23 protein-coding genes and 1 pseudogene are annotated in these 22440 nt (G+C 61.3%); 11 read left to right on the top strand and 13 right to left on the bottom strand.

Going from position 1 to position 22440, the window contains the following annotated elements:
- Window positions 1-531: 531 nt before the first annotated feature.
- The 12 genes from AB4061_RS38000 to AB4061_RS38055 all read right to left on the bottom strand — a co-directional run bounded on the left by AB4061_RS38000 (window position 532) and on the right by AB4061_RS38055 (window position 12097).
- On the bottom strand, window positions 532-1695 hold the full coding sequence (locus tag AB4061_RS38000; RefSeq protein ID WP_441641249.1) for a porin: 1164 nt from the start codon (window positions 1693-1695) through the stop codon (window positions 532-534).
- 405 nt (window positions 1696-2100) lie between these two features.
- Window positions 2101-2823: a haloacid dehalogenase type II gene (locus AB4061_RS38005; protein WP_441641250.1), complete on the bottom strand. Its 723-nt coding sequence runs from the start codon at window positions 2821-2823 to the stop codon at window positions 2101-2103.
- 67 nt (window positions 2824-2890) lie between these two features.
- Window positions 2891-3649, bottom strand: coding sequence for a class II aldolase/adducin family protein (locus AB4061_RS38010; RefSeq protein WP_441641270.1), 759 nt, complete (start codon window positions 3647-3649; stop codon window positions 2891-2893).
- A 40-nt stretch (window positions 3650-3689) separates the two neighbouring features.
- Entirely contained in the window at window positions 3690-5369 is a 1680-nt protein-coding gene (locus AB4061_RS38015; RefSeq protein WP_441641251.1) for a long-chain-fatty-acid--CoA ligase, read from the bottom strand.
- A gap of 1 nt (window position 5370) precedes the next feature.
- Window positions 5371-6507, bottom strand: coding sequence for an alpha/beta hydrolase (locus AB4061_RS38020; RefSeq protein ID WP_441641252.1), 1137 nt, complete (start codon window positions 6505-6507; stop codon window positions 5371-5373).
- Window positions 6508-6528: 21 nt separating this feature from the next.
- Window positions 6529-7908 (bottom strand): MFS transporter, encoded by a 1380-nt coding sequence (locus AB4061_RS38025; protein WP_441641253.1) that lies wholly within the window; start codon window positions 7906-7908, stop codon window positions 6529-6531.
- 80 nt (window positions 7909-7988) lie between these two features.
- Window positions 7989-8576 (bottom strand): HD domain-containing protein, encoded by a 588-nt coding sequence (locus AB4061_RS38030; protein WP_441641254.1) that lies wholly within the window; start codon window positions 8574-8576, stop codon window positions 7989-7991.
- Between the two features lie 117 nt (window positions 8577-8693).
- Window positions 8694-9383, bottom strand: a complete 690-nt coding sequence (locus tag AB4061_RS38035; protein WP_441641255.1) for a Crp/Fnr family transcriptional regulator — start codon at window positions 9381-9383, stop codon at window positions 8694-8696.
- Between the two features lie 36 nt (window positions 9384-9419).
- The gene (locus AB4061_RS38040; RefSeq protein WP_441641256.1) at window positions 9420-9608 is read right to left on the bottom strand and encodes a hypothetical protein; all 189 of its coding nucleotides are present in this window, start codon (window positions 9606-9608) and stop codon (window positions 9420-9422) included.
- A 139-nt stretch (window positions 9609-9747) separates the two neighbouring features.
- Window positions 9748-10749: an NADP-dependent oxidoreductase gene (locus AB4061_RS38045; RefSeq protein WP_441641257.1), complete on the bottom strand. Its 1002-nt coding sequence runs from the start codon at window positions 10747-10749 to the stop codon at window positions 9748-9750.
- 8 nt (window positions 10750-10757) lie between these two features.
- Complete coding sequence (locus AB4061_RS38050) at window positions 10758-11222, bottom strand: DUF2147 domain-containing protein (protein ID WP_441641271.1); 465 nt, start codon at window positions 11220-11222, stop codon at window positions 10758-10760.
- A gap of 245 nt (window positions 11223-11467) precedes the next feature.
- On the bottom strand, window positions 11468-12097 hold the full coding sequence (locus tag AB4061_RS38055) for a TetR/AcrR family transcriptional regulator (protein ID WP_441641258.1): 630 nt from the start codon (window positions 12095-12097) through the stop codon (window positions 11468-11470).
- A gap of 134 nt (window positions 12098-12231) precedes the next feature.
- Between AB4061_RS38055 and AB4061_RS38060 the strand changes: the two genes are divergently transcribed.
- The 11 genes from AB4061_RS38060 to AB4061_RS38110 all read left to right on the top strand — a co-directional run bounded on the left by AB4061_RS38060 (window position 12232) and on the right by AB4061_RS38110 (window position 22020).
- Window positions 12232-13314 (top strand): alkene reductase, encoded by a 1083-nt coding sequence (locus AB4061_RS38060; RefSeq protein WP_441641259.1) that lies wholly within the window; start codon window positions 12232-12234, stop codon window positions 13312-13314.
- Between the two features lie 69 nt (window positions 13315-13383).
- Window positions 13384-14235 carry an alpha/beta fold hydrolase gene (locus AB4061_RS38065; RefSeq protein WP_441641260.1) on the top strand — a complete coding sequence of 284 codons (852 nt, stop codon included), beginning with the start codon at window positions 13384-13386 and terminating at the stop codon, window positions 14233-14235.
- 96 nt (window positions 14236-14331) lie between these two features.
- On the top strand, window positions 14332-15120 hold the full coding sequence (locus AB4061_RS38070; protein WP_441641261.1) for an SDR family NAD(P)-dependent oxidoreductase: 789 nt from the start codon (window positions 14332-14334) through the stop codon (window positions 15118-15120).
- Between the two features lie 35 nt (window positions 15121-15155).
- Window positions 15156-15473, top strand: a complete 318-nt coding sequence (locus AB4061_RS38075) for a hypothetical protein (RefSeq protein WP_441641262.1) — start codon at window positions 15156-15158, stop codon at window positions 15471-15473.
- Window positions 15474-15514: 41 nt separating this feature from the next.
- Window positions 15515-16360 (top strand): alpha/beta fold hydrolase, encoded by an 846-nt coding sequence (locus AB4061_RS38080; protein WP_441641263.1) that lies wholly within the window; start codon window positions 15515-15517, stop codon window positions 16358-16360.
- Between the two features lie 55 nt (window positions 16361-16415).
- A complete protein-coding gene (locus tag AB4061_RS38085) occupies window positions 16416-16814 on the top strand; it encodes a helicase (RefSeq protein WP_441641264.1) in 399 nt (132 codons plus the stop codon).
- Between the two features lie 6 nt (window positions 16815-16820).
- A complete protein-coding gene (locus tag AB4061_RS38090) occupies window positions 16821-17009 on the top strand; it encodes a hypothetical protein (protein WP_441641265.1) in 189 nt (62 codons plus the stop codon).
- Between the two features lie 45 nt (window positions 17010-17054).
- Complete coding sequence (locus tag AB4061_RS38095; protein ID WP_441641266.1) at window positions 17055-17636, top strand: TetR/AcrR family transcriptional regulator; 582 nt, start codon at window positions 17055-17057, stop codon at window positions 17634-17636.
- Between the two features lie 351 nt (window positions 17637-17987).
- Window positions 17988-19640, top strand: coding sequence for a GMC oxidoreductase (locus tag AB4061_RS38100; RefSeq protein ID WP_441641267.1), 1653 nt, complete (start codon window positions 17988-17990; stop codon window positions 19638-19640).
- Window positions 19618-20880: an NADH:flavin oxidoreductase/NADH oxidase family protein gene (locus AB4061_RS38105; RefSeq protein WP_441641268.1), complete on the top strand. Its 1263-nt coding sequence runs from the start codon at window positions 19618-19620 to the stop codon at window positions 20878-20880. Before AB4061_RS38100 ends, AB4061_RS38105 begins: the two co-directional genes overlap by 23 nt.
- Before the next feature lie 171 nt (window positions 20881-21051).
- Entirely contained in the window at window positions 21052-22020 is a 969-nt protein-coding gene (locus tag AB4061_RS38110; RefSeq protein WP_441641269.1) for an alpha/beta fold hydrolase, read from the top strand.
- Window positions 22021-22319: 299 nt separating this feature from the next.
- Here the strand turns inward: AB4061_RS38110 and AB4061_RS38115 are convergent.
- Window positions 22320-22440 (bottom strand): annotated as a pseudogene (locus AB4061_RS38115) (IS630-like element ISCARN39 family transposase); the annotation flags it as partial.

Here is a 22440-nt window from a genome sequence, read left to right on the forward strand (position 1 = left end):
AAATTCGTCGATCGCCCAGTCGTCGGAGTCGGAGGTGGAAGGCAATGGCGTACATCGCGGTGAATGACGGCAAGCAAATTAACACAGGTTTACAGCGGTTTACAACCGCTTTTCCACCTTCGCCCCCCAGATTTGTGGGTAATCCTGAGGTCAACGACGAGGGATCAGAGTTTCGTCCTGCCAACAGGACCCCCCTGGGGGTAGTGCGATCGGTGTGAGGCTCTGAGCCCGAGTAGGGCTTTGATCCACGCAGCCATCTCTGGTCCCTATTGCTCTACCGGCGCACCCTGTGGCCGACAGCGCCGCGCCAGTATCTCCCTGCCAGCGTGCTCAATGCCCGTGAGCCGACCTGATCGGCATGCGTTGGTTCAGCCAGCAGCGGGTGGGCAACCCCCAGTCCGGGCAGACCCTCACGTTCGCCTACGACACTCACGGTGGGTGGCTTACGCCCGGATCGGGGCCGATGTGGTTCGCTATACCCTCATCGTAGTGGACTTTCACCACCTACTCCTTGACGGTATCCCAGCGCGCTCAGAACTGATGGCGAATGCCCAGGGCGACGCCCACCATTGACGTCTGGCCATTGCCCAGCGCATAGCTGTTGCCCACGGAGAGGCTGGTGGCGAAAGTCGTTGCCAGTGATTCCATCATCAGACCGGCGTGCTTCGCGTATGCCGTGCTCAGATAAACATCGGTACGCTTGGAGAACGAATAGGTCGAAATGAAGGCGATCTGCCACGGGTTGGCCACGTTCGTGTTGCCCAACAGGCTCTTGACGTCATCGTAACTGTACTCGATCGTCAGGCCAACCGCCGGCGTCACTCGATAGGTGCCGCCGATCCAGTAGTAGTCATCACGCTGGATCAGGACGTCGGTCTCATTCTTGGTCTGACCCCAGCGATAGCCGCCCATCACCTTCGCCGGCCCATAGGTGTAGCTTGCGGCGACCACAGCCTTCTTGGCGGTACCGCTGCCGGTGCCGATGGTCGGATTCCACTGATCGTAGCCAGCAGTCAAGCCGACCGGGCCCGCTCCATAGACCAGCGCGGCGCCATACGCGGTGTCACGCCGGAACTGGCCCGGGACTTCGCCGTTGCCGCCGATTGGCACCGCCGCACCCACTGCGGCCGGCAGTGCCACCCCGGCACCGAACGACCAGTGAGCGAGGGCTGTTATAGGACCGACCTTGCCCGTGTACTTGACGGTGTTGTCCTCGCGATAGTTGGCGCCCTGCTGCAACACAGTGGGCTCATACTGGGTCGAGTAGGCTCCTGGCACGAAGTTGGCGAGTGCGTCAAACACCGAGGTGTACTGGCGGCCAAGGGTGATCTGACCGAAGCGCGCATCTTGCACGCCAACAAATGCCTGCCGCCCGAACAGTCGGCCGCCTTGTTGCAGGGTGCCGGTATCGAGACCGAAGCCGCTCTCCAGCACAAAAAGCGCGCGAAGTCCCTGACCAAGGTCCTCCGTACCGCGTAGGCCCCAGCGCGATCCTGACAGACCACCGGAATCCATGCGGACAACGTTGTTCCCCGAACCGGAATTGAAGCCGTTGCTTGCCGTGGGCAATGCAGCAACGTGATTGGCGTACTCGACGTTGACGTCCGCGACGCCATAGAGCGTGACGGACAACTGCGCGAATGCAGCCGGCGGACAAGCCAGCAGTGCTGCAAGGGCGATTTTTCTGAGGGTCATTGGTGTCTCTCTCCTTTTCTCTTCTTGTTACTACTGATGGAACCAGATTCTTTCTCTGATTGGAATCATTGAACTAGCGTGCAATATGTCGATGACTAGCCAAGCAGCGCGTACCGCCTGCATAACCGAGCAGACAAGTGCAATGCTCCTTCTCGGCCGTACCCACTTATTCCGCTAACGTACCTTGCCAGAACAAGGGCTTGAACGACCGGACGTACCAGCCAACGCGAGTGCGCGAGGAAAGCAATGCGCTGCTTCAAATCCGCCATCTACAACGATTTGCGTGATCCCTGCATCGTCCCCACGATGGAGGATTGGGGGAGGCGTAAATCCACACCCGTCTTGGCGATCTATGCCCGAAAGCGGGTCGTCGCGGAGCTGGCCGAATTGTTCCCGGGCCATCGATCAACAGTCCAGCGCAACGGCAAGTTCCACCAGATTCCTGGCGTGAAGCGTGTTGTCTGCATTGGGAGAGACGTCTTTCCGCTGGAAAGGACCGTATTCCAGCGGCCTCTCAATGTAAGCGGTTTGCAGCCCGCATGCGCGCGCATGCGCCAAGTCATCCTGATGAGCCGCCACCATCATGACTTCGCCTGGATCGATATCGAACACCTGAGCGACTCCCAAGTAAGTCGCCGGGTCGGGCTTGTACCTGCGAAAGACCTCTGCCGAAAGAATGCAGTCCCATGGTAGAGATGCGTTCTTGGACATATTGGCCAGCAATCCGATATTGCCGTTCGACATGGTGCAGATCGTGTATCGCGACTTCAATCGGGTAAGGCCTTCCAGGGTGTCCGGCCACGCCTCCAATCGATGCCAGGCCTTGTTCAGGTTGCGCTTCTCCGCCTCAGTCAAGTGCAGCACCTGAAACGTTTCCAGGAGTTCATCCAGGACCATCCTGTGCAGGTCGTCAATCGAAGTCCAGCCAAGTTCGCCGGACATGACCTTCTGAATAGCCGGCATGTAGCCTGCTCTCCAGGCCAGCGTGAACTTGTTGCGGTCCACGTGGAGGTTCATCGCGCCGAGCTCTTGCATGACGCTCTTGTACCAATCGACGACTGTTCCGAATACATCGAAGGCAAGCACTTTGGTGCCGCCAGCCAATTGAGGGTTCATGTGTTCCATCATCTTGTTTGTTTCATGCCCCACGCTTGCAGGAGAAGGCACAGGGCCGCTCGCGCAACCATCGAATCAATCACGCGTCGTACCCGGGGTTGGCGCGCTCGAGCTTGCGCAACAGGGCCGGCCACACGAAACGCCCGCCAATGCCGCCGGTCTGCGCGCGCGCATCGGCCTGCGCGGTCGCCTGAATGGACTCATCGACCATGGTCAATGGCCCGCCTGCCTGTGCCGCGATCTGAATTTGGCAGGCGCTTTCGAAGATGTACATCGCCAGGAAGGCGTCGGCGATCGACTCACCTACCGTGAGTAGGCCGTGATTGCGCAGCATCAGGTAGTTGGCCTTGCCCAAGTCCGATTGCAGTCGCGGCTTCTCCGCGTCACGCAGTGCAATGCCTTCATAGTCGTGGTACGCCAGCGATCCCTGGATCACCATTGATTGCTGCGAAATGGGCAGCAGCCCTGCCTGCTGCGCGCTGACGCCGACACCGGCACGCGTATGCGTGTGCAACACACACTGCACGTCCGGCCGTGCGGCATGGATGGCGCTGTGGATGACGAAGCCGGCGCGGTTTACCGTGAACGGCGACTCGGTGAGCTGGTTGCCCGATGCGTCGACGCGTAGGAGCGATGACGCCGTGATCTCGTCGAACAGCAGGCCGTAGGGGTTGATCAGAAAGTCATGGCCGTCACCCGGCAGGCGGGCACTGATATGCGTGAACACCAGGTCGGTCCAGCCGTGCAGCGCCACCAGGCGGTAGCAGGCAGCCAGGTCGCAACGCAGCTGCCACTCTTCGGCGCTGACGACTTCTTTGAGAGATGGGATATACACGATTGACTCCTTTGAATGAAGGGGGGCTGTGCTGATGTCTGACCTACACGGTGCCCGAGGTCAGCGCTTGCGACTGCTGCGCGTGGCGCGACCGCATCAGCTTCTTGTCCAGCTTGCCCACGCTGGTCTTGGGCAGGCTGTCGGCGAACATCACCTCCTGCGGGATTGCGAACTTCGAGATCACGCCCGCGTCCGCGAACTCCTTGACGTATCCACGCACGGCATCAGCATCAAGGGTCGCCCCAGGCTTTGGCACGATCACTGCGGCTGGGCGCTCGCTCCAGCGGGGGTCGGGAACACCGATGACGGCGGCTTCCTGGATCTGTGGATGCTTGAGGAGAATGTCCTCAAGCTGCAGCGACGAGACCCATTCGCCGCCAGTCTTGATCACGTCCTTCAGTCGGTCCACGATCCGAACGCAGCCATCTGCATTCATCACGGCGATGTCCCCGGTATGCAACCAGCCACCGCCCCACAGCGCCTGGCTCGCTTGTGCATCACCGAGGTAGGACTGCGTGAGCCAAGGCGATCGCGCCACGAGTTCGCCAGGCGAGCGGCCGTCCCGCGGCAGATCGTTCATCGCTTCGTCGACGACGCGCAACTGGACGAATGGGATGGCCCAGCCTGCATGGCAGCGGGCTTCGATCTCCTGGTCAGTGGGTGCCTCGGACCGTGCCGACCGGGGTTGTGCCAACGTCAGGATGGGCCCGGTCTCCGACATGCCGTAGCCGGCAAAGACATCGACTCCGCGTGCCATCGCGGCTTTGGCCAGGGATTGCGCGAGCGCCGCTCCGCCGATGACGACCGTCCAGCCGTCGAGGCGCTGGCCTCTCGCCGCTGCCGCGTCCAGCATCATCTGCAGGATCGTCGGCACGCAGTGGGAGAAGGTGACCTTCTCGCGCTCGAACAAGGTGAGCAGACGGTCCGGAACGTATCGCCCGGGGTACACCTGCTTGACGCCCATCATCGTGGCGACGTAGGGCATGCCCCAGGCGTGAACGTGGAACATGGGCGTCACCGGCATGTAGACGTCGTCATGGTTGAAGCGACCGGTGCCCGGCCCAGCCAACGCGCAGCGGCTAGCCAGGGTATGCAGCACGAGTTGCCGATGGCTGAAGCAGACCGCCTTGGGCAAGCCGGTGGTGCCGGTTGTGTAGAAGGTCGTAGCACGCGTCGACTCGTCCAGATCGGGCCAATTTGTCACCGCGTTCGAGCGAGCGAGCAGTGCCTCGTATTCGGCGGCGATGGGAAGGCGAATCGCACCCGGATGCCCATCGTCTGTCATCAGGACCAACTGCTTTCCCGGATCCACACGATCCCAGATCTCCTCGAGCATCGGCAGAAACTCCGCATTGACGAGGATGAAGTCGTCCTGTGCATGGTTGATGGTGTAGAGCAATTGCTCGGCTGACAGCCGCACGTTGACCGTATGCAGGACCATGCCCGCCATCGGGACCGCGAAGARGCACTCCAGGTAGCGATGCGTGTCCCAGTCCATGACGGCGATGGTGTTGCCGGGCCGCGCACCCAGCGACGCCAGGCCGGCCGCCAAGCGCCCGATGCGTTGGCTCAGTTCGGCGTAGTCGAAACGCACGGCGTCGCCGTACACAACCTCCTGTGAAGGGTTACAGGTCAGCCCCGTTTCCAGCAGTTGCTTGATCAGCAACGAGTTCGGACCAAAGGCGCCAGATGTGGTATTCGGTTCCACGGTTGCAGATTGCATATCAACTGCCCCTATTAAAAAAATCGAGGAGCGCGGCATTCACCGCCTCGGGTTTTTCTTGTTGCACCCAATGGCCGGCATCGGCGATGAACCGGGACGAGACCAAGCGGGGGCAGGCATCGCGGCGCATCGCGGCGAGCGCGCCCGGCAGCATGTGGACGCCCCAGTCCTGCTCACCGGCGATGAAGCAGCTGGGCACGTCGATGGTCAATCCGGCATAGAGCTGCAGCCCCCGCTGAAGCTCGCGGCTGGTGGCGGCCCGGTACCACAGCAAGCCGCCCTGGAAACCCGTGCGGCCAAATTCCTGGCTATACACGCAAAGCGCATCTTCCGACAGCCACGGGCTCGGCCGCATCTCGCGTTGTGCAAGGCTGCGGGCGACGGTTTCCGACATGCCCAGGTCGGCGTCCATCACGTAGTAGGTCGGCAGCCGGGCCAAGGATTGCGCGGTCAGGTCGGGCAAGGGCTCGGGCCGCTCGTCGGCGCCCTGCGCACTTTTCAGGTAGTAGTAGCCCCGCAGGAATTCATGCAAGCCCTGGCGGGCAGCGTGCATCTCGGCATTGGCGTCCGGGCCGGAGTAGTAGAGTTGGTAGTGCTTGCGCGGACGCTCGAGGGCCGACAGGCCCGCGAGGGCTTCCGCCAGTTGCCTGGAACGAAGGTCCGGGGCATCAGGTGCGCCGAGCCGGAACGGCGGCGGCCCGGTGAAAGGCGTGGCCAACATCGCCAGCGAACGGAAGACGTCGGGGCGGATCAGCGCGCACCAGGCCGCCACGTGCGCGCCGAAGTCATGGCCCACCACGGCGTGGACCGACATCCTTCCAATAGCCTGGACAAGACCCAGTACGTCTCGCACCAGGTTGTCCATTCGAAATGTGCACAGGTCCGTGTCGGCTTCGGCGATCCAGCCCGTCGTGCGGCCATAGCCGCGCTGGTCGGGCGCGACCACGTAAAATCCCGCTTGCGCCAGCGCGTTCAGCTGGTGCCGCCAGCTGAACGCCAGCTCGGGGAAGCCATGCAGCAGCACGATCATCGGCGTCTCGGGACGCGGGTCGCCCGCCTCCAGCCAATGCATGCGAAGGCCATTGCCGTTGTCGGAATAGCGCGCGCGCACGCCGGGCTCGAGCGGCAAGGTCATCATGGATGGCGCTTGGTTCATTGCTCAGCGCGCGGAGGCATTCGGCATCTTCCCGACCGGAAGCGCTTGATGATCAGCGTGGGGGCGGATCGACCCGCTGCTGATCATCACGAAGGCGCCGGCGAGCATGACGCCGGCGATCAGGAACAGGCCGCCGGTCAGGCTGCCGGTGGATTGCTTGATCACCCCTAGCACGTACGGGCACGCAAGCCCGGCCAGGTTGCCTAAGCTGGTGATGATCGCGATGCCTGCGGCAGTCGATTGCCGGGACAGTTGGGCGGTCGCCACCGCCCAGAAGACAGGTAACGCCGACACCGAGCCGGCAATCGCGATCGCGATCAACGCTACCGACAGCCACATGTAGGCACCGGTCCAGCTTGTGAGCGCCAGCCCCACCCCGCCGATGGCAACCGCCACGGCGTAGTGCCAGCGACGCTCGGCTCGCTTGTCCGAATGGCGGCCGTACAGGATCATGGCCAGGGCCGCGAATGCGTAAGGCACGGCGGAGATCAGTCCAATGATCTGCATGCTCTTTGCACCCAAGCTCTGGATCATCGTAGGCATCCAGAAACTCAGGGTGGTGCCGCCGCAAACGGCCGCGAAGTACAGGAAAGACAGCAGGTAGACCTTGGGGTCGCGCAGTGCGGCACCCGCGGCCTCCAGCGCCGGCGTCGAGGCGTGAGGGGCAGCGTCCTTGGGCAGTTCGACGCAGATCATTCGCTTCTCGTCCTCCGACAGCCACTTGGCCTCTTCAGGCGAGTTGGAGAGGCAGACGTAGACAACGAAACCCAGAAAAGCAGAGGGCAGGCCTTCCAGCAGGAACATCCATTGCCAGCCGCGAAGACCGTGCCATCCGTCGAGATTCTGCAGGATCCAGCCCGACAGCGGGCCAGCAAAGAGGCCGCCTACCACCGTCGCGCTCATAAGCGAGGCGATGATGCGCGCGCGGCGCGCTGCCGGGAACCAGAAGGTCAGGTAGAGCACAATGCCCGGGAAGAAGCCAGCCTCGAACGCCCCCAGCAGGAAGCGTGCAATGTAAAACTGCAAGGGCGTAGTGACAAACATCGTCGCCGCGGAGACCAGGCCCCAGCACACCATGATGCGCATGATCGTCAGGCGCGCACCGATCCTCATCAAGAAGATATTGCTGGGCACCTCAAACAACGCATACCCGACGAAGAAGATGCCCGCGCCGAGCCCGTAGATGGAATCGGTCAGGTGCAGGTCCGAGCTCATCTGCAGCTTGGCATAGCCGACGTTGATCCGGTCCATATACGAGATGACGTAGGCCAGGAAAAGCAGCGGAACCAGCCGCCACGTGATCTTCCGGTACATCTTCTCCCTGCGTAGTTCATACGCATGGTCCATAGGACTTGCCAGGGCGGGTTTTGCCGTTCGGTTCATCGTGGGTCTCCAACATTTTTCTTATACTTAAGGGCCGTATCGGTCATCAGGGCCGAGCGGGACCGGTCCGCACGGCCCCGTCAGGTCTCGGCCATCGCGGCCGTTTTCTTGTAAATGCTGTTGACGGGATGCTTGAACAAGCGACGCACCATCGGCGCGAACTCCGACAGCGGCAACGTCTCAGCCTTCGGATCGAAGGCGGGGCTGTCGTACAGCTCGCAGAACTCCGCCGTGCGGTCGTAGTGCGGATGCCCGGCGAACTGCTCGCGCATGTCGCGGTCCATGCCCAGATGATGGAAGAAGTAATGTCCCTGGAAGATCCCGTGGTTCTGAACCATCCAGTGATCGGCTTCGCTCACGAACGGCTTCAGCACAGCTGCGGCAATGTCCGGGTGGTTGAAGGTTCCCAGGGTATCGCCGATGTCATGCAGCAAGGCGCAGCACACGTACGCTTCATCGCGACCGTCGCGCAAGGCCAGGGTTGCAGTTTGCAAGGAGTGGTCAAGCCGGTCGATAGGAAAGCCGCCAAAGTCGCCCCGAAGCAGACTCAGGTGATGAAGGACTCGGTCGGCTAGCCCTTGGGAGAATGATTGAAACTCACCCGCGATTGCCTTCCAATCTTGGGCCGTGCTTTCTTGGAAGCTACGAAATGTTGCGCGTTCAGTCATGGGAGTCAACCAGTGCGGTGAAGGATTGCACATGGTACGAATGGCCGTGCACGTGCGAATGCAATGCAGCTGACATTCCACGGGTAAGTCCTAGGTCAATCGCTCGCAGAGCCGTGATCAGGCCTCGCTGAGCGCGCTCAGCGTTTGCTCCGACTCGATGACGATGCGGCCGTACGACAGCGACAGTGCACCCGTCGCAGCCAGGGCCTTGAGCTCCAGGGACAAGGTCTGGCGGGTGAGGCCCAGCATCATCGCGAGGGTCTCTTGTGTGATGGGAATTACCCGCCTGAAACGGGGCAAGGCCGGGGCGTCGCCGCGCGCCAGCCTGAGCAATCGCCGCACGACGCGAGCGCGCGTGCTACGAAGCGCCGCATCCTCGAAGAAACTGAACATGGCTCGGGTGCGCGCCGTCTGCAGGACCGCAATCGCCCGTGCGAACCGGGTATTCAGCATCAATTGCTCGAACAGTGGAGGTGCGATGTGCAGCACTTCGGCGTTGCGCACGGCATGGATGTCGTGCGTGCGGGGCAATCCGTCGAGCGACGATGCCTCGCCGCACCAATCCCCCGGCTCGAGCAAGCCGAAAATCATCTGCCGCCCGTCTTCAAGGACCGAGGAGGCAGCGAGAGCGCCACTCACGACGCCGAAGAATCCGTTTGCCGGATCCCCCTTGCGCACAACGAACTCGCCGCTTCTGACACGAAATGGGCGCCCTTGCGCTAGCAATACCTCTTGCGACGCCGGTTCAAGCGACTCGAACCACGGGTCGCCAAAAATGGCCAGAAGCTCTTTGTATGGCGTCGACATTTGAGGATGCTGTTGCCAGGGGGCGAACCGCCTGGTCTACGCATCGCCTCCTTCGATCGTGCGCCAGACGGTGCCCTCTCCCGGATCCCTGGCGACAAGGCTGATACGCCGGATGTCCACGCTCATCATCCAGGCGTAGGTGTAGGTCTGCGAGCGCGCATTCGCAAGACGCTGCTTGTCCGCGAGTGCATAGCTTCCATTCACATCAAGCTGGAGGTGGGGCATGTCTGGTCGCTTGGTTGGCACTGAACAATGTAGGATCGCATCAGTTCTTGGCATGCGCTGGCGGCATGCGGCTTCTGCGCCCCGGCTGGTCATCCATGCAGTGGAGCAGGGTCGAAAAAGAACCAACGTGTGATGGCGCCTATCTGACCTGGACGACGACCTTTCCCCTAGCTCGGCCCTTCTCGACATAGGCCATGGCCTCGTTGGTCTCGTCGAAGGAAAAGACCCGATCCATTACCGGCCGTATGGCGCCGGCCTCAATCAGTGAAGTGATCTCGCTCAACTGGCGTCCGCTGGCCTTCATGAAAAGGAATGAGTATTTCAGGTCACGACGTATCGCCCGCTTCCGGACTCCGTAACTCAGAAGACGAACAGCCAATCTCACGAACCACGGTGCTCCGATTCCACTTGCGAAAGCAGGATCGGGAGGTCCAGAGATCGAGATGAGTGCCCCGCCGGGCTTAAGGACGCGCAGAGATTTCTCCAGCGCCGTTGCGTCTTGGCTGTGGAGGACCACATCGTAGCCCTGCAGTACATTCTCGAAATCGTCTTTCTTGTAATCGATGACGACGTCTGCCCCGAGGCCTCTTACCAGGTCGGTGTTGGCGCTGCTCGTGGTGGTGGCTACAGTGGCGCCAACATGCTTGGCCAACTGGATCGCAAATGTGCCTACGCCACCAGAACCCGCTTGAATGAATACCTTCTGCCCTTTCTTCAGATTGGCCTTCTCGATTAACGCTTGCCATGCCGTCAGCCCCACCAGAGGGATCGATGCGGCTTCCTCCATACTCAGTGCCTTGGGCTTGATCGCCAAAGACGCTTCCTTGACCGCGATGTACTCGGCGAAGGCGCCGATGCGGAAATCATCAGGCCGGGAATAGACTTCATCGCCCGGCTTGAACTGCCGGACGCGAGAGCCGACCTTGACTACGACGCCGGCCACGTCGTGGCCCAGGACAAGAGGCAAGCGATAGGGGAGGATCAGCTTAAACTCTCCGTCCCTGATCTTGGAATCCAGCAAATTCACGCCTGCCGCATGGACCTCGACCATGACCTCATCCTCACCCAGCATCGGGCTCGGTACCTCCGCGCAACGCAACGAGCGCTTTTTTCCGTACCGATCGAGAAGAAATGCTTTCATGGTCGCTCTCATTCCTGACGCCCCCAGGTCTGCGAGCGGCCCAGCATTGGCACGCCAATGTAGCCGCGCACGCTGAGCGTCTTGCCATCGTCGGCCAGGCGAACCTTGCTGCGATAGACCTTGCCGTTGTCGGGATCAAGAATCTGGCCGCCGACATACTCTTCGCCTTCCTTCTTCAGGCCACTCAGGATGACCAGGCCGATGACCGACGCATTCTTGTTTGCACCCTCGCATTTGTCACACTTCGGATTCGGGTCTTCGCTCGGGGCGGGAAACACTTTCTCTATTTTGCCCTGCAGCGTTCCATTCGATTCAGTGATGCGGATCAGCGCGCGCGGCTTGCCGCTGACGTCGTCAACGTTCTTCCACAGGCCAGCGGGCGAAGCATCGCCGGCCCGGACCGGCGGTGCCGCGAGCGCTGCGGCGAGGATCAGAGCGACGCCGGCCGCTTGTTTGAAAGAAAGCGTTGCCATGGCTTCGACGGTTAACGCTACCTGGCCAGCGCGTGGCCGCCTGGCGATGCATGATGACATGGGCATTCCTTTCTCACAGATTGGACGACTGGGTATGTGCAACACGGAAAAGCGATCGAAGCGGGTAGCGCCCTGGCCAGTCGAGAGCCATCAACGCCAGACCGGCGCGCAGCGCGATGGCGCCGAGACAGGACACCAAATCCACCGCTCTCGCGACGCCTTTTAGTCGGCCGTCCGTACCCACGTCACACCGGCTTGGAGGAGGTGTCGTTACCGTCATTGCACTCAGGTACGCGCGCTGTCGCGGACCGGCTCAGTGACGCGAGAATCTCGTCGCGGCAAACCACCAGAATTTCATCGGCCAGCGGCGAATCGTCCGGGCACGCGCGCGACATGACAATGGCGCCGACCGCGTGGGCCAGCATGTCGAGGGACTTGGCACGCGCCTGCCCTGAGTCTGCACCGTCCAACGGAAACCCATCGCGGCTCAGCGCAGCCAGCAGGCTCTCGATGCCGGCCGCAAAGGTGGCCCGGACCGCTTCCGGTTGACGCACAGCCTCCCCGCCCAGCGCAGCCATCGTGCAGCCGGTCGCACGGCTGTCGCGGTGCTCACGCGAGAGATAAAGCTGCACGAACTCCAACGTGTCCACACCCGCGGTCAGCGCAGCGGTCTGTGCTATGCCGCAGGCTGCCGATTCCGCCATCAGGTCGGCCTTGGAGCGGAAGTGTTTGTAGAAGCCACCATGGGTGAAGCCAGCAGCGGCCATCAGATCGGCAACGCCAACGCCATCGTAGCCGCGCTCCCGAAACAGCGTGGACGCCGTCTCGACAACATGGGCCCGGTTGGCCTGCGCCTGTGCCTTGGTGACCTTCATTTCCCGTCCGCAATGGGTTTATGCCCGCATGAAGACTCTACTATACATTGATGTCGATCGTCATCAAAATATTGACATTTTAGATTATGCTCGTCATCATTAATACAACTCCCACCACCGGAAGCTGAAACAACATGACCGAGAAAACGCTTTTCGAACCGTACGTCCTGGGCGGTCTGACGCTCGCCAATCGCATCGTCATGGCGCCGCTAACCCGCAACCGTGCGGGCGCCGGACTGGTGCCCAGCGAACTCGCCGCGACCTATTACGCCCAGCGCGCCTCAGCCGGCCTGATCATCACCGAGGCCACCCAAGTGTCGGCTCAGGCCCAGGGCTATCAGGACACCCCGGGCCTGTACACGCCCGAGCAAATCGCCGGCTGGCGCAAGGTCACGGACGCTGTGCACGCCAAGGGTGCGCGCATCTTCGTGCAGCTCTGGCATGTGGGCCGCGTTTCGCACGTTGACGTCCAACCTGGCGGCACTGCACCAGTCGCGCCTTCGGCCATCCGCGCGGCGACTAAAACCTTTGTCAACAACGGGTTTACCGACGTGTCCGAGCCACGCGCCCTCGAAATCAGCGAGTTACCGGGTATCGTCAACGACTTTCGCCAAGCTGCGGCCAACGCCATTACCGCTGGCTTCGACGGCGTGGAGATCCACGGTGCCAACGGCTACCTGCTGGAGCAGTTCATCAAGGATGGGGCCAACCAGCGCACCGACGCCTACGGCGGCTCGATCGAGAATCGTGCGCGCCTGATGCTGGAAGTTGTCGGCGCCGTGGCGGAAGAGATCGGTGCGGACCGCACTGGCGTGCGCATCTCCCCTGTGTCGCCGGCAAACGGCATCTCCAGCAGCGATCCGCAGCCGCAGTACGACTACATCGTCGAGCAGCTCAGCGCGCTGGGCATCGTCTACCTGCACGTAGTCGAAGGTGCGACCGCCGGCCCGCGCGATGTCACCCCGTTCGACTACGACGTGCTGCGCCGCCGTTTCAAGCAGACCTACCTGGCCAACAACGGCTACGGCCTGGAGTTCGCCACCGCCCGGCTCAACGAGGGCAAGGCAGACCTGTTCGCCTTCGGCCGTCCGTTCATCAGCAACCCCGATTTGGTCGAACGCCTGAAGGCCGGCGCACCGCTGGCGCAGCTCAACCCGGCCACGCTCTATGGCGGCGGCGCTGCGGGTTACATCGACTACCCGACCATCTCCGGCTGACGTCTGGCGCTCGCGTGGGGGACCGTGCGGTTGGTCCCCGATCTGGCCTTTTCTTGGAACGAGGATCACATGACGACTCATACCCACCTCACGGCGCCTACGCAGTTCATTGAGGCGAACGGGGTTAGCTTCGCCTATCGGCGCTTTGGCGCCGAGACTGGAACGCCGCTGGTGTTCCTGCAGCACTTCCGTGGCGGCATGGACAACTGGGACCCGCTCGTCACCGACGGCCTGGCCAGGGGACGCCCGGTCATCCTGGTCAACTATGCAGGCGTGGCCAGTTCTGGGGGCGAGCCGGCTACCACCATCGATGGCATGGCCAACGGTATCGCCAGCTTCGTGAAGGCGCTTGGCGTGCCGTTGGTGGATGTGCTCGGATTTTCCATCGGCGGCTTCGTCGCACAGAGCCTCACACATCGCTACCCCGAACTTGTGCGCCGGCTTGCGCTAGTCGGCACTGGGCCGCGTAACGGAGAATCAAACCCCGATCGGCGCGTAATGCAGATTGCGGGCAATCCGGTGCCCACCGAGGAGGACTTCTTGTATCTGTTTTTCGCACCGTCGCAGACCAGTCAAGCCGCCGGCCGCGCGTTCTGGAAACGGCGCACCGAGCGCCAGGATGCCGATCCGCAGTCCTCTGTCGAGGCCCTGAAGGGCCAAGTGGCCGCCATCATCGAGTGGGCCCAGCCCCGAGGCGAACGATACGCCTACCTGAAGGAGATCTCCCAACCCACGCTGGTGGTCAACGGCCAAGACGACATCATGGTGCCGAGTATCAACTCCTTCACCCTGCAGCAGCATATCCCCAACGCTCAGTTGATCTTGTATCCAAACTCTGGACACGGTTCGCAGTTTCAGTACCCCGAACTGTTCGTCGCCCATACCGCGCTGTTCCTGGATTGTCTGGACTATCCATCCTGATTCAGCCGCAAGTCACGACGCCCTGACACCTATCCGAGACGGCACTCGTTCAGGGTTGCGACCTCGCCTGAACGACTTTTGCAAAGGAAAGTACCTATGACCACGAATTCGACTGTCCTCATCACCGGCGCCTCGAGCGGCATCGGTGCCACCTACGCTGAACGCTTCGCCCGCCGTGGCCACGACCTCGTGCTTGTTGCGCGCGACAAGGCGCGCCTGGATGCCCTGGCATCGCGCCTGCATGAAGACAGCGGTGTGGCCGTCGAAGTGCGGCAGGCCGATCTGACCGAACCCGCCGACCTGGCTGCGCTCGAAACTCGCCTGCGCGACGACGCTCGCATCGGCATCCTGATCAACAACGCTGGCATGGCTCAGTCGGGCGGCTTCGCGCAGCAGACTGCGGAGAGTATCCAACGCCTGATCACGCTCAATACGACGGCGCTGACGCGGCTCGCAGCTGCGGTCGCTCCGCGCTTTGTGCAGTCTGGTGCCGGCTCGATCGTCAACATTGGCTCGGTGGTGGGTTTCGCCCCCGAGTTCGGCATGTCGATCTACGGCGCCACCAAGGCCTTTGTGCTGTTCCTGTCGCAGGGCCTGAACCTGGAGCTGTCGCCCAAGGGCGTCTACGTGCAGGCGGTGCTGCCGGCAGCGACGCGCACGGAGATATGGGAGCGAGCCGGCATTGACGTCAACACGCTCACCGACGTGATGGAAGTTGGCGAACTGGTCGATGCGGCACTGGTCGGCTTCGACCGCCGCGAACTGGTCACGATCCCACCACTGCACGTGGCCGGACGCTGGGATGCGCTGGATGGCGCGCGTCAAGGACTGCTGTCTGACATTCGACAAGCACACGCGGCCGAGCGCTATCGGCCGCAAGCCTGATCGTTGCGGCTTCTGTCCTACTCGAAAGTCACGCCATGCCTTACGTGCTGAGAACCGTTCTTTGCCTCCTTGCCTTGTCCGCGGCGCTTGTTTCGCCGTTCGCCGCAGGCAACGATGCCATTGCAGTGGACGGCGGCACGAGCACTGCGACATCGACGCAAGTCGTGGCCAATGGCGATGACGATCGGATGGTTCCGACCAGCAATTCGTATGACCTCGCCAAGCTTCTGCCGAACAACCGGTTGGTCATCGACCCCGATCCTGGCCATGGGGGAGTTCTCCAGTACCAAGAGGACACTCCGTGCGCAAAGCGCTGTCATTTCTCGGGCAGTGAGTCTGCGAGGTTCCCGTAACCAGACCAATTCCCCGCATCAGGCACTCAACAGGTAACCACATGACTGACACCCATATCACCACGCCCACGCGCTTCGTGGATGTCGACGGTACTCGATTCGCCTATCGCCGCTGGGGTAACACCAACTCTTCGCAGCCGGCTTTGCTACTCATTCAGCACTTTCGTGGCGGCATGGACCACTGGGACCCATTGATGACGGACGGTCTTGCCGAAGGCCGAGAAGTCATCCTCTTCAATGCCCGCGGCGTTGCTTCGTCCAGCGGACAGCCGCGCACCTGCATTGAGGACATGGCCGACGACGCAGCGGACTTCGTTCGCGCGCTGGGCTTGCGGAAAATCGACGTTCTGGGCTTTTCGTTGGGCGGATTCCAGGCGCTGGATCTGACTTGGCGCCATCCCGAGCTGGTGCGCAAGATGATGCTGCTTGGCACCGGACCGCGGGGCGGCAATCCCGACATGGAGCCGCAGGTGCTGACCACGGCCCCACGGCCGGTTCCCGTCTTCGAAGACTTCCTGTACCTGTTCTTCGGTCGATCGGCACAAGCGGAGCAGGCCGCGCGCGAATTCTGGCAGCGCCGTCATCAGCGCGTCGACCAAGACCCGCCTTCCTCACCGGAGGTCGCCAAAGCGCAGATCGAGGCCAACATGCTGTACCTGCCCAGACGGTCAGAAGACGACCCATTCGCCTACCTGCGCGGCATCCAGCAGCCCACCTTCATCCTCAATGGCGTGAACGACGTGATGATCCCGACCGTCAACTCGTTCTACATGGCCCGCAACCTGCCGAATGCGCAGTTGTTCATCTACCCGGACTGCGGTCACGCTGCGCAGTTCCAGTGCCCGCAGCGCTTTCTGCATCACGCAGTGCGGTTCTTGAGCGAATGAAAGCCACGGCACTCCTCGACCCTAATTCACGATTCAGCATCCAAAGGCCCTCGCCATGCTCAAGTTCAAGTTCCTGCTGTGGGCGTTCACCCAGCTTCTGAAACGACAGATCAAAAACAATCCCGACTGTACGCGTTACGTCGAGAGCAAGAACCTGGTGTTTCAGATCCGCACAGTCTCCGGTGTCGGCCGCTACTACGTCATCCGCGATGGCGCCATCCGGTCCTCGGCAGGGCTGGTGGCAAATCCCCAGTTCACCCTGAGCTTCAAGGATGCCGTGAAAGGCTTCGCGATCCTTTCGGCCAAAGACAGCCAGGCAGCGTTCCTCAGGGGCCTGGGCAGCAAGGACTTGATCATCAGCGGCGATTTCCAGGAGGTGATGTGGTTCCAGGGTCTGACTGCATTTCTGCAGCCGCCGAAAATCGTCTCCCCATATGACCGCACCGCGTTCTAAGCCCCCATGGAAACAGACCTGCCCAACCAGCCGTTGCGGTTGACCAATGGCGGCGTGGTGCGCAATCGGCTCAAGCGCGTTGCAAGAGGTAGAGATCCGCGCCCCGACGAGGATGGGCTGTCAGCGTTCTTGAAGTCTCCGCTCAACAGCGGCTGGGGCACCTTTCGCACGCGGCGCCTGCGGGCGCGCAATTGAGATCCGAGGGCTAGCGACCAGAAACTCATCGCTGATGAACTTCATATGAAACGATCCACGACCCGTTCCAAGGAAGCCACACACGAGCGCATCGTCGAAGCTGGTGCACGCGCGATCCGCCGCTGTGGCTATGACGGCATCGGCATCGCCGACATCATGAGGCAGGCAGGCCTTACCCACGGCGGGTTCTACGTGCATTTCGCCTCGCGCGAGGCCATGCTGGCCGAGTTAGCGGACCGCGCAGGTGCCGATGCCATCGCCACCTTTTTGCGCATGACGGCAGCAGTGGCCGCCGAGCAATCCCAGCAGGCACTGCTGCGCGCCTATCTGTCTGAAGAGCACGTGAAGAACCCGGATTTAGGCTGCCCGATCGCAGCCTTGGGATCGGAGATGCCACGTCAGGCGCCGGCGGTGCGACGTGCAATTACGCGGCGCATCAAAGAAATGATCGACGTCGTTTCCCGCCAATCGGCCGACTGGGGTCAGCCCGGTGCGCATAAGCGCGCCTTGGCGATCACCGCCACGATGATTGGGGCAGTGGTGCTGGCGCGTGCAGTCGACGAAGAACCGCTGTCCGAGTTGGTGCTGGAGGCGGTGCGTGCGCATCTCGCCCGTGCGGCGGATTGAATTGTCCATGCACGACTCTCACCATCCACCGAGACGTAGGACATGGGGGCTTCTTCCAACATCGCGCCGACTTCGTCCCCAAGGCGCTGGAACTCCTATGGCAGTGGGTCCTTCGTGGACCAGCGACGAATGAAGTTCCTCGTGAATCAGACGCCTGCAAGAGCACGAGATTGCCATTGGCCGGCGAGCTAGGAAGAAGCCTGTCCACCGCCAAGCCAACTGTCTCTGAATCAGACGCCCGGCTTCGCCACTACGAAACACCATACCAATAGAAAGGAGACGAACCATGAGCATCTCGGACGCAGCAGCGCGCGTTGGGGGCACCTCCACTGCAGGCTTAAGGTGTTCGAAATGAACGCCTCCTACGACTTCGACTACATCGTGATTGGCTCTGGTTTCGGCGGCAGCGTGTCGGCCTGCCGACTGACCGAAAAGGGCTATTCCGTTGGCGTCATTGAGATGGGTAAGCGCTGGAGGGCTGAAGATTTTCCCAAGACCAACTGGGACGCACGGCGCTGGATGTGGCTGCCGGGCATGAAGATGTACGGCTTTTACAACATGCGGCTGTTCCGCCACGTCATGGTGTTGAGCGGCAATGCGGTTGGCGGAGGGTCCATCACCTATGCCAACGCCTTGCTGGTTCCCCCCGACAGCGTATGGGATGAGGGTTCCTGGGCCGGCCTGCAGGATTGGAAGCACATCATGCCGCGGTATTACGCGATGGCGGAGCGGATGCTGGGTGTGACCGAAAACAAGCTTCTTGGCGAGGCTGACCTGCGACTCAAGAAGATGGCCGACTTGCAGGGCGTGGGCAACACATTTCACAGCGGCCGCGTCGCGACCTTATTTGCACCAAATGGCGAACCAGGCGGCCAAACCTATCCTGATCCGTATTTCGGTGGTGAAGGCCCCGAACGGGGGACTTGCATCGGTTGCGGTGGCTGCATGGTGGGTTGTAAGCATAACGCCAAGAACACGCTCGACAAGAACTACCTCTACTTCGCAGAAAAACGGGGTGCACAAGTCATTGCCGAAACCAAAGTGGTGGACGTGCGTCCGCTCAACGGCAAAGAAGACGGCAGCGACGGCTATGAGGTCTTCACCGAGCGCTCGACCGCATGGTTCGAGAAGCAGCGGCGCGTCTTCCGCTGTCGCGGCGTTGTATTTTCGGCGTCTTCATTGGGCACGATGGATTTGTTGTTCCGGCTGAGGCAGAGGGGCTCTTTGCCACGCATTAGCAATGACCTCGGCAAGCGCGTGCGCACCAATGCTGAGTCTCTTGTTGGCGTGCGCTTTCCGGCCAAAGATAAAAGCATGTCGCCAGGCGTGGCCGGGGGCGCAGGAGTCTATATCGACGAGCGTACACACATCGGGGCGGTACGCTATCCGGAAGGCTCGGATGCGACAGGCCTAATGATGACGCTGTTGTCCGGTGGCCGCGCGGGATGGACAAGGATTCTTTCGTGGCTGTGGACTCTGCTGACGCATCCCGTCAACGCGGTGCGTGTGCACAACCCTTTCGGCTTCGCGCGGCAGACCGTCTTGTTCGTGGTGATGCAGACGGTGGATGCGTTTATCAGCATGCAGTTCAAGCGCCGCTGGTATTGGCCGTTTACAAGGCAGCTGTGTACCGAAGGCGACCCGATCCCCACCTTCATCCCTGAGGCRAATGCCTTTGTGGAAAAGGGAGCAAAGGCGTTGGGCGGCATCCCCACGACCCTGCTGACCGAGATTCTTTTCAACATCCCCACCACGGCGCACTGCATGGGCGGCTGCGCGATGGCGGACTCTCCCGAGCGCGGCGTGATAGACGTTCAAAACCGCGTCTTTGGATATCAAAACATGCTGGTCTGCGACGGCTCAATGCTCAGCGCCAACCTTGGCGTGAACCCGAGTCTGACCATCACCGCGCTGGCCGAGCGCGCGATGTCCCACATTCCGGCGAAATCCCCCCTTGCACGCTCTCTTTCGAGTACTCCTCATGTCCAACCCGTCCACATCTAACGCTAACCTGCTGAATCAGCCCTTGCGCCTGCCCAATGGCGGCATGCTCCGCAACCGCCTCGCCAAATCGTCCATGAGCGAAACGCTGGGCACCTACGACAACCATGCGACGCCAAAGCTCGTCGAGCTCTACCGGCGCTGGGCTACTTCAGGCATTGGTCTGCTCCTGACCGGCAACGTAATGATCGATCGCCGAGCGCTAGGCGAGCCCGGCAACGTCGTGATCGAAGACGAGTCCGACCTACTCATCCTGCAGCAATGGGCCCGCGCAGCCACAGATCAAGGAGCATCCCTGTGGGTGCAGCTGAACCACCCCGGAAAGCAATCGCCCAAGGGGCTGAACGCCAGCAATCTCTCGCCATCGGCCATCCCATTTCGTGAAGACATGGCGGCGTTCTTTGAGACACCGCGAGAAGCCGATACTGCGGAGATCCACGAGATCATCCAGCGCTTCGGACGCAGCGCCGGCATCTGCAAGAAGGCCGGCTTCAGCGGCGTACAGATCCATGGTGCCCATGGCTATCTGATCAGCCAGTTTCTGTCGCCCCATCACAACCATCGCAATGACGAATGGGGGGGGACTGCGGAGAACCGGCGCCGCTTTGTGATGGCAGTCTATGCAGAGATTCGTCGCCAGGTCGGCGCGGATTTCCCGGTGGGCATCAAGCTTAATTCGGCCGACTTCCAGCGCGGCGGATTCACCGAAGAGGAATCGATGGCCACAATCCGGGCGCTCGTCGAAGCGGGCATTGACCTGATCGAGATTTCCGGCGGCACCTACGAGGCACCGGCCATGAGCGGGGCCTTCCAACAACCGCAAAAAGCCTCGACTGCAGCGCGCGAAGCTTACTTCCTGGAGTTCGCGGAGAAAGTGCGTGCGGAGGTCCAGGTACCGCTGATGGTCACCGGCGGTTTCCGTACTGCCGACGGCATGAACGCCGCACTACGCTCCGGTGCACTCGACATCGTCGGCCTTGCACGGCTGTTGGCGATCGATCCCGATGCGCCGGCTGCGTTGCTGCAAGGTCGCGATAGCACGCAGCGCGTGCGGCCGATCACCACAGGTATCAAACCCGTGGATCGCATGGGAATCATGGAGGTCCTCTGGTACACCCGCCAACTCAAGCGCATTGCCGAGGGCAGTAACCCCCGTCCAAACGAAAGCGGTCTGGTGGCCTTTCTCAAGAGCCTGGTGACCAGCAGTTGGGGCAACTATCGCACCAAGCGGATGCGGGCTTGATTGTCATCCCCCCCTTTTTCATTTCTTTCACTGCTTGGTAATCTCGGCGCATGTGCTCTGGACACCCTACCGCGTTCTCGCACAAGGCGCTGACTTCTATGCTCGAGGTGCGGATTGGCGGTAGCCGCCAATCGCTCAGTTAAGGACGCCCAAATCTTGGAGATCAGTGCAATGCGTCATCTACTGAAGACAAGCCTGCTCGGACTCGCTCTGGCAGCAACACTCATTTCATCGAAAGCGGGGGCCGCTGATACCCCGGCAGACGGAGCGCGGATGAGCCCGCCGCCGCTAGAACAGGCACAGGAGGTCAATTGGAAGACCGTACCAACGCAGACGATCACGGCTGGCGGAGTGGACTTCGCATACCGGGAACTCGGCAGGCAGCACGGCGGCACGCCGGTGGTGTTTCTCACCCATCTGGCCGCTGTACTGGACAACTGGGATCCTCGGGTTATTGAAGGTTTTGCGGCCGCACATCACGTTGTCACTTTCGATAATCGCGGGGTGGGAGCTTCCAGTGGCACACCGTCGAGCTCGATTGAAGAGATGGCTGATGACGCCATTGCCTTCATTAAAGCTATGGGCTTCAAGCAAGTAGACCTCTTCGGTTTCTCGATGGGCGGGATGATCGCCCAGGAAATCGCGCTGAAGGAGCCGCAGATCGCTCGCAGAATGATTCTCGCGGGCACCGGGCCCGCTGGCGGTGAAGGCATCAGCACGGTTTCCGGCGTGACGTTCTACGATATGGCGCGAGGCTTCTTCACCGGCCAGGATCCGAAGCAGTACCTGTTCTTCACCCGCACGCCAAACGGCATCGAGGCTGGCAAGGCATTCCTAGAGCGTCTGAAGGAGCGTTCGGAGGACCGCGACAAGGAGATCAGCGTAACCGCGTTCCTGGCTCAGTTGGAGGCACTGCGCATCTGGGGGTTGAAAGGGCCAGCGGATCTGTCGGTCGTGAAGGTCCCGGTCTTCGTTGTCAATGGCGACAGCGACCGGATGGTGCCAAGCAAGAACTCGCAAGACCTCGCGCAGCGCCTGCCGAACAGCAGCCTAATCATCTACCCCGATTCCGGCCATGGGGGCATCTTCCAATACCACGCCGACTTTGTGCCCAAGGCACTCGAATTTCTTGCTCGATAGGTGCCGAAGACAACGTGCATTCCGACTCGTAATCGCCTTGATTCTGACTTCACACATCACACATTCATCATCCCTGTCGCCAAGATGATGCAATCTCTGTTTTTGGCGAATGCTAATGAAAGGAGGAAATCTTGTCCAATCCGATAGGAAATAACGATGCAACATATTCCCAAGAGCAAGCCGACCTCTTCAGAAAGTGGGTCGACCATTTCGGAGCGGTTGACCCCAAGGAACTCGACCTTGGGACGCTGATGGCAATCCACGAACTGGTCCTATTGATCCTTGTATAAATGATGACATCACCACAACTCGGCCTGCTTCCAGCACGCGGCAATGATGCTAGCGCGTTGCTGTGCGCTGCGCAGCCGATTGCGGGCGGTCGTTTTGAGTTCGGTGAGCGAGTGTGGGCAGAAGTTGGCC

Origin of the sequence: Cupriavidus sp. YAF13 (assembly GCF_052113425.1) — a bacterium.
Lineage (GTDB): Bacteria > Pseudomonadota > Gammaproteobacteria > Burkholderiales > Burkholderiaceae > Cupriavidus.

Coding starts and splice junctions, on each gene's coding strand:
- AB4061_RS38000 (WP_441641249.1), bottom strand. CDS start 1,695: ATGACCCTCAGAAAAATCGCCCTTGCAGCACTGCTGGCTTGTCCGCCG.
- AB4061_RS38005 (WP_441641250.1), bottom strand. CDS start 2,823: ATGATGGAACACATGAACCCTCAATTGGCTGGCGGCACCAAAGTGCTT.
- AB4061_RS38020 (WP_441641252.1), bottom strand. CDS start 6,507: ATGATGACCTTGCCGCTCGAGCCCGGCGTGCGCGCGCGCTATTCCGAC.
- AB4061_RS38025 (WP_441641253.1), bottom strand. CDS start 7,908: ATGAACCGAACGGCAAAACCCGCCCTGGCAAGTCCTATGGACCATGCG.
- AB4061_RS38030 (WP_441641254.1), bottom strand. CDS start 8,576: ATGACTGAACGCGCAACATTTCGTAGCTTCCAAGAAAGCACGGCCCAA.
- AB4061_RS38035 (WP_441641255.1), bottom strand. CDS start 9,383: ATGTCGACGCCATACAAAGAGCTTCTGGCCATTTTTGGCGACCCGTGG.
- AB4061_RS38040 (WP_441641256.1), bottom strand. CDS start 9,608: ATGCCCCACCTCCAGCTTGATGTGAATGGAAGCTATGCACTCGCGGAC.
- AB4061_RS38045 (WP_441641257.1), bottom strand. CDS start 10,749: ATGAAAGCATTTCTTCTCGATCGGTACGGAAAAAAGCGCTCGTTGCGT.
- AB4061_RS38050 (WP_441641271.1), bottom strand. CDS start 11,222: ATGGCAACGCTTTCTTTCAAACAAGCGGCCGGCGTCGCTCTGATCCTC.
- AB4061_RS38055 (WP_441641258.1), bottom strand. CDS start 12,097: ATGAAGGTCACCAAGGCACAGGCGCAGGCCAACCGGGCCCATGTTGTC.
- AB4061_RS38060 (WP_441641259.1), top strand. CDS start 12,232: ATGACCGAGAAAACGCTTTTCGAACCGTACGTCCTGGGCGGTCTGACG.
- AB4061_RS38065 (WP_441641260.1), top strand. CDS start 13,384: ATGACGACTCATACCCACCTCACGGCGCCTACGCAGTTCATTGAGGCG.
- AB4061_RS38070 (WP_441641261.1), top strand. CDS start 14,332: ATGACCACGAATTCGACTGTCCTCATCACCGGCGCCTCGAGCGGCATC.
- AB4061_RS38075 (WP_441641262.1), top strand. CDS start 15,156: ATGCCTTACGTGCTGAGAACCGTTCTTTGCCTCCTTGCCTTGTCCGCG.
- AB4061_RS38080 (WP_441641263.1), top strand. CDS start 15,515: ATGACTGACACCCATATCACCACGCCCACGCGCTTCGTGGATGTCGAC.
- AB4061_RS38085 (WP_441641264.1), top strand. CDS start 16,416: ATGCTCAAGTTCAAGTTCCTGCTGTGGGCGTTCACCCAGCTTCTGAAA.
- AB4061_RS38090 (WP_441641265.1), top strand. CDS start 16,821: ATGGAAACAGACCTGCCCAACCAGCCGTTGCGGTTGACCAATGGCGGC.
- AB4061_RS38095 (WP_441641266.1), top strand. CDS start 17,055: ATGAAACGATCCACGACCCGTTCCAAGGAAGCCACACACGAGCGCATC.
- AB4061_RS38105 (WP_441641268.1), top strand. CDS start 19,618: ATGTCCAACCCGTCCACATCTAACGCTAACCTGCTGAATCAGCCCTTG.
- AB4061_RS38110 (WP_441641269.1), top strand. CDS start 21,052: ATGCGTCATCTACTGAAGACAAGCCTGCTCGGACTCGCTCTGGCAGCA.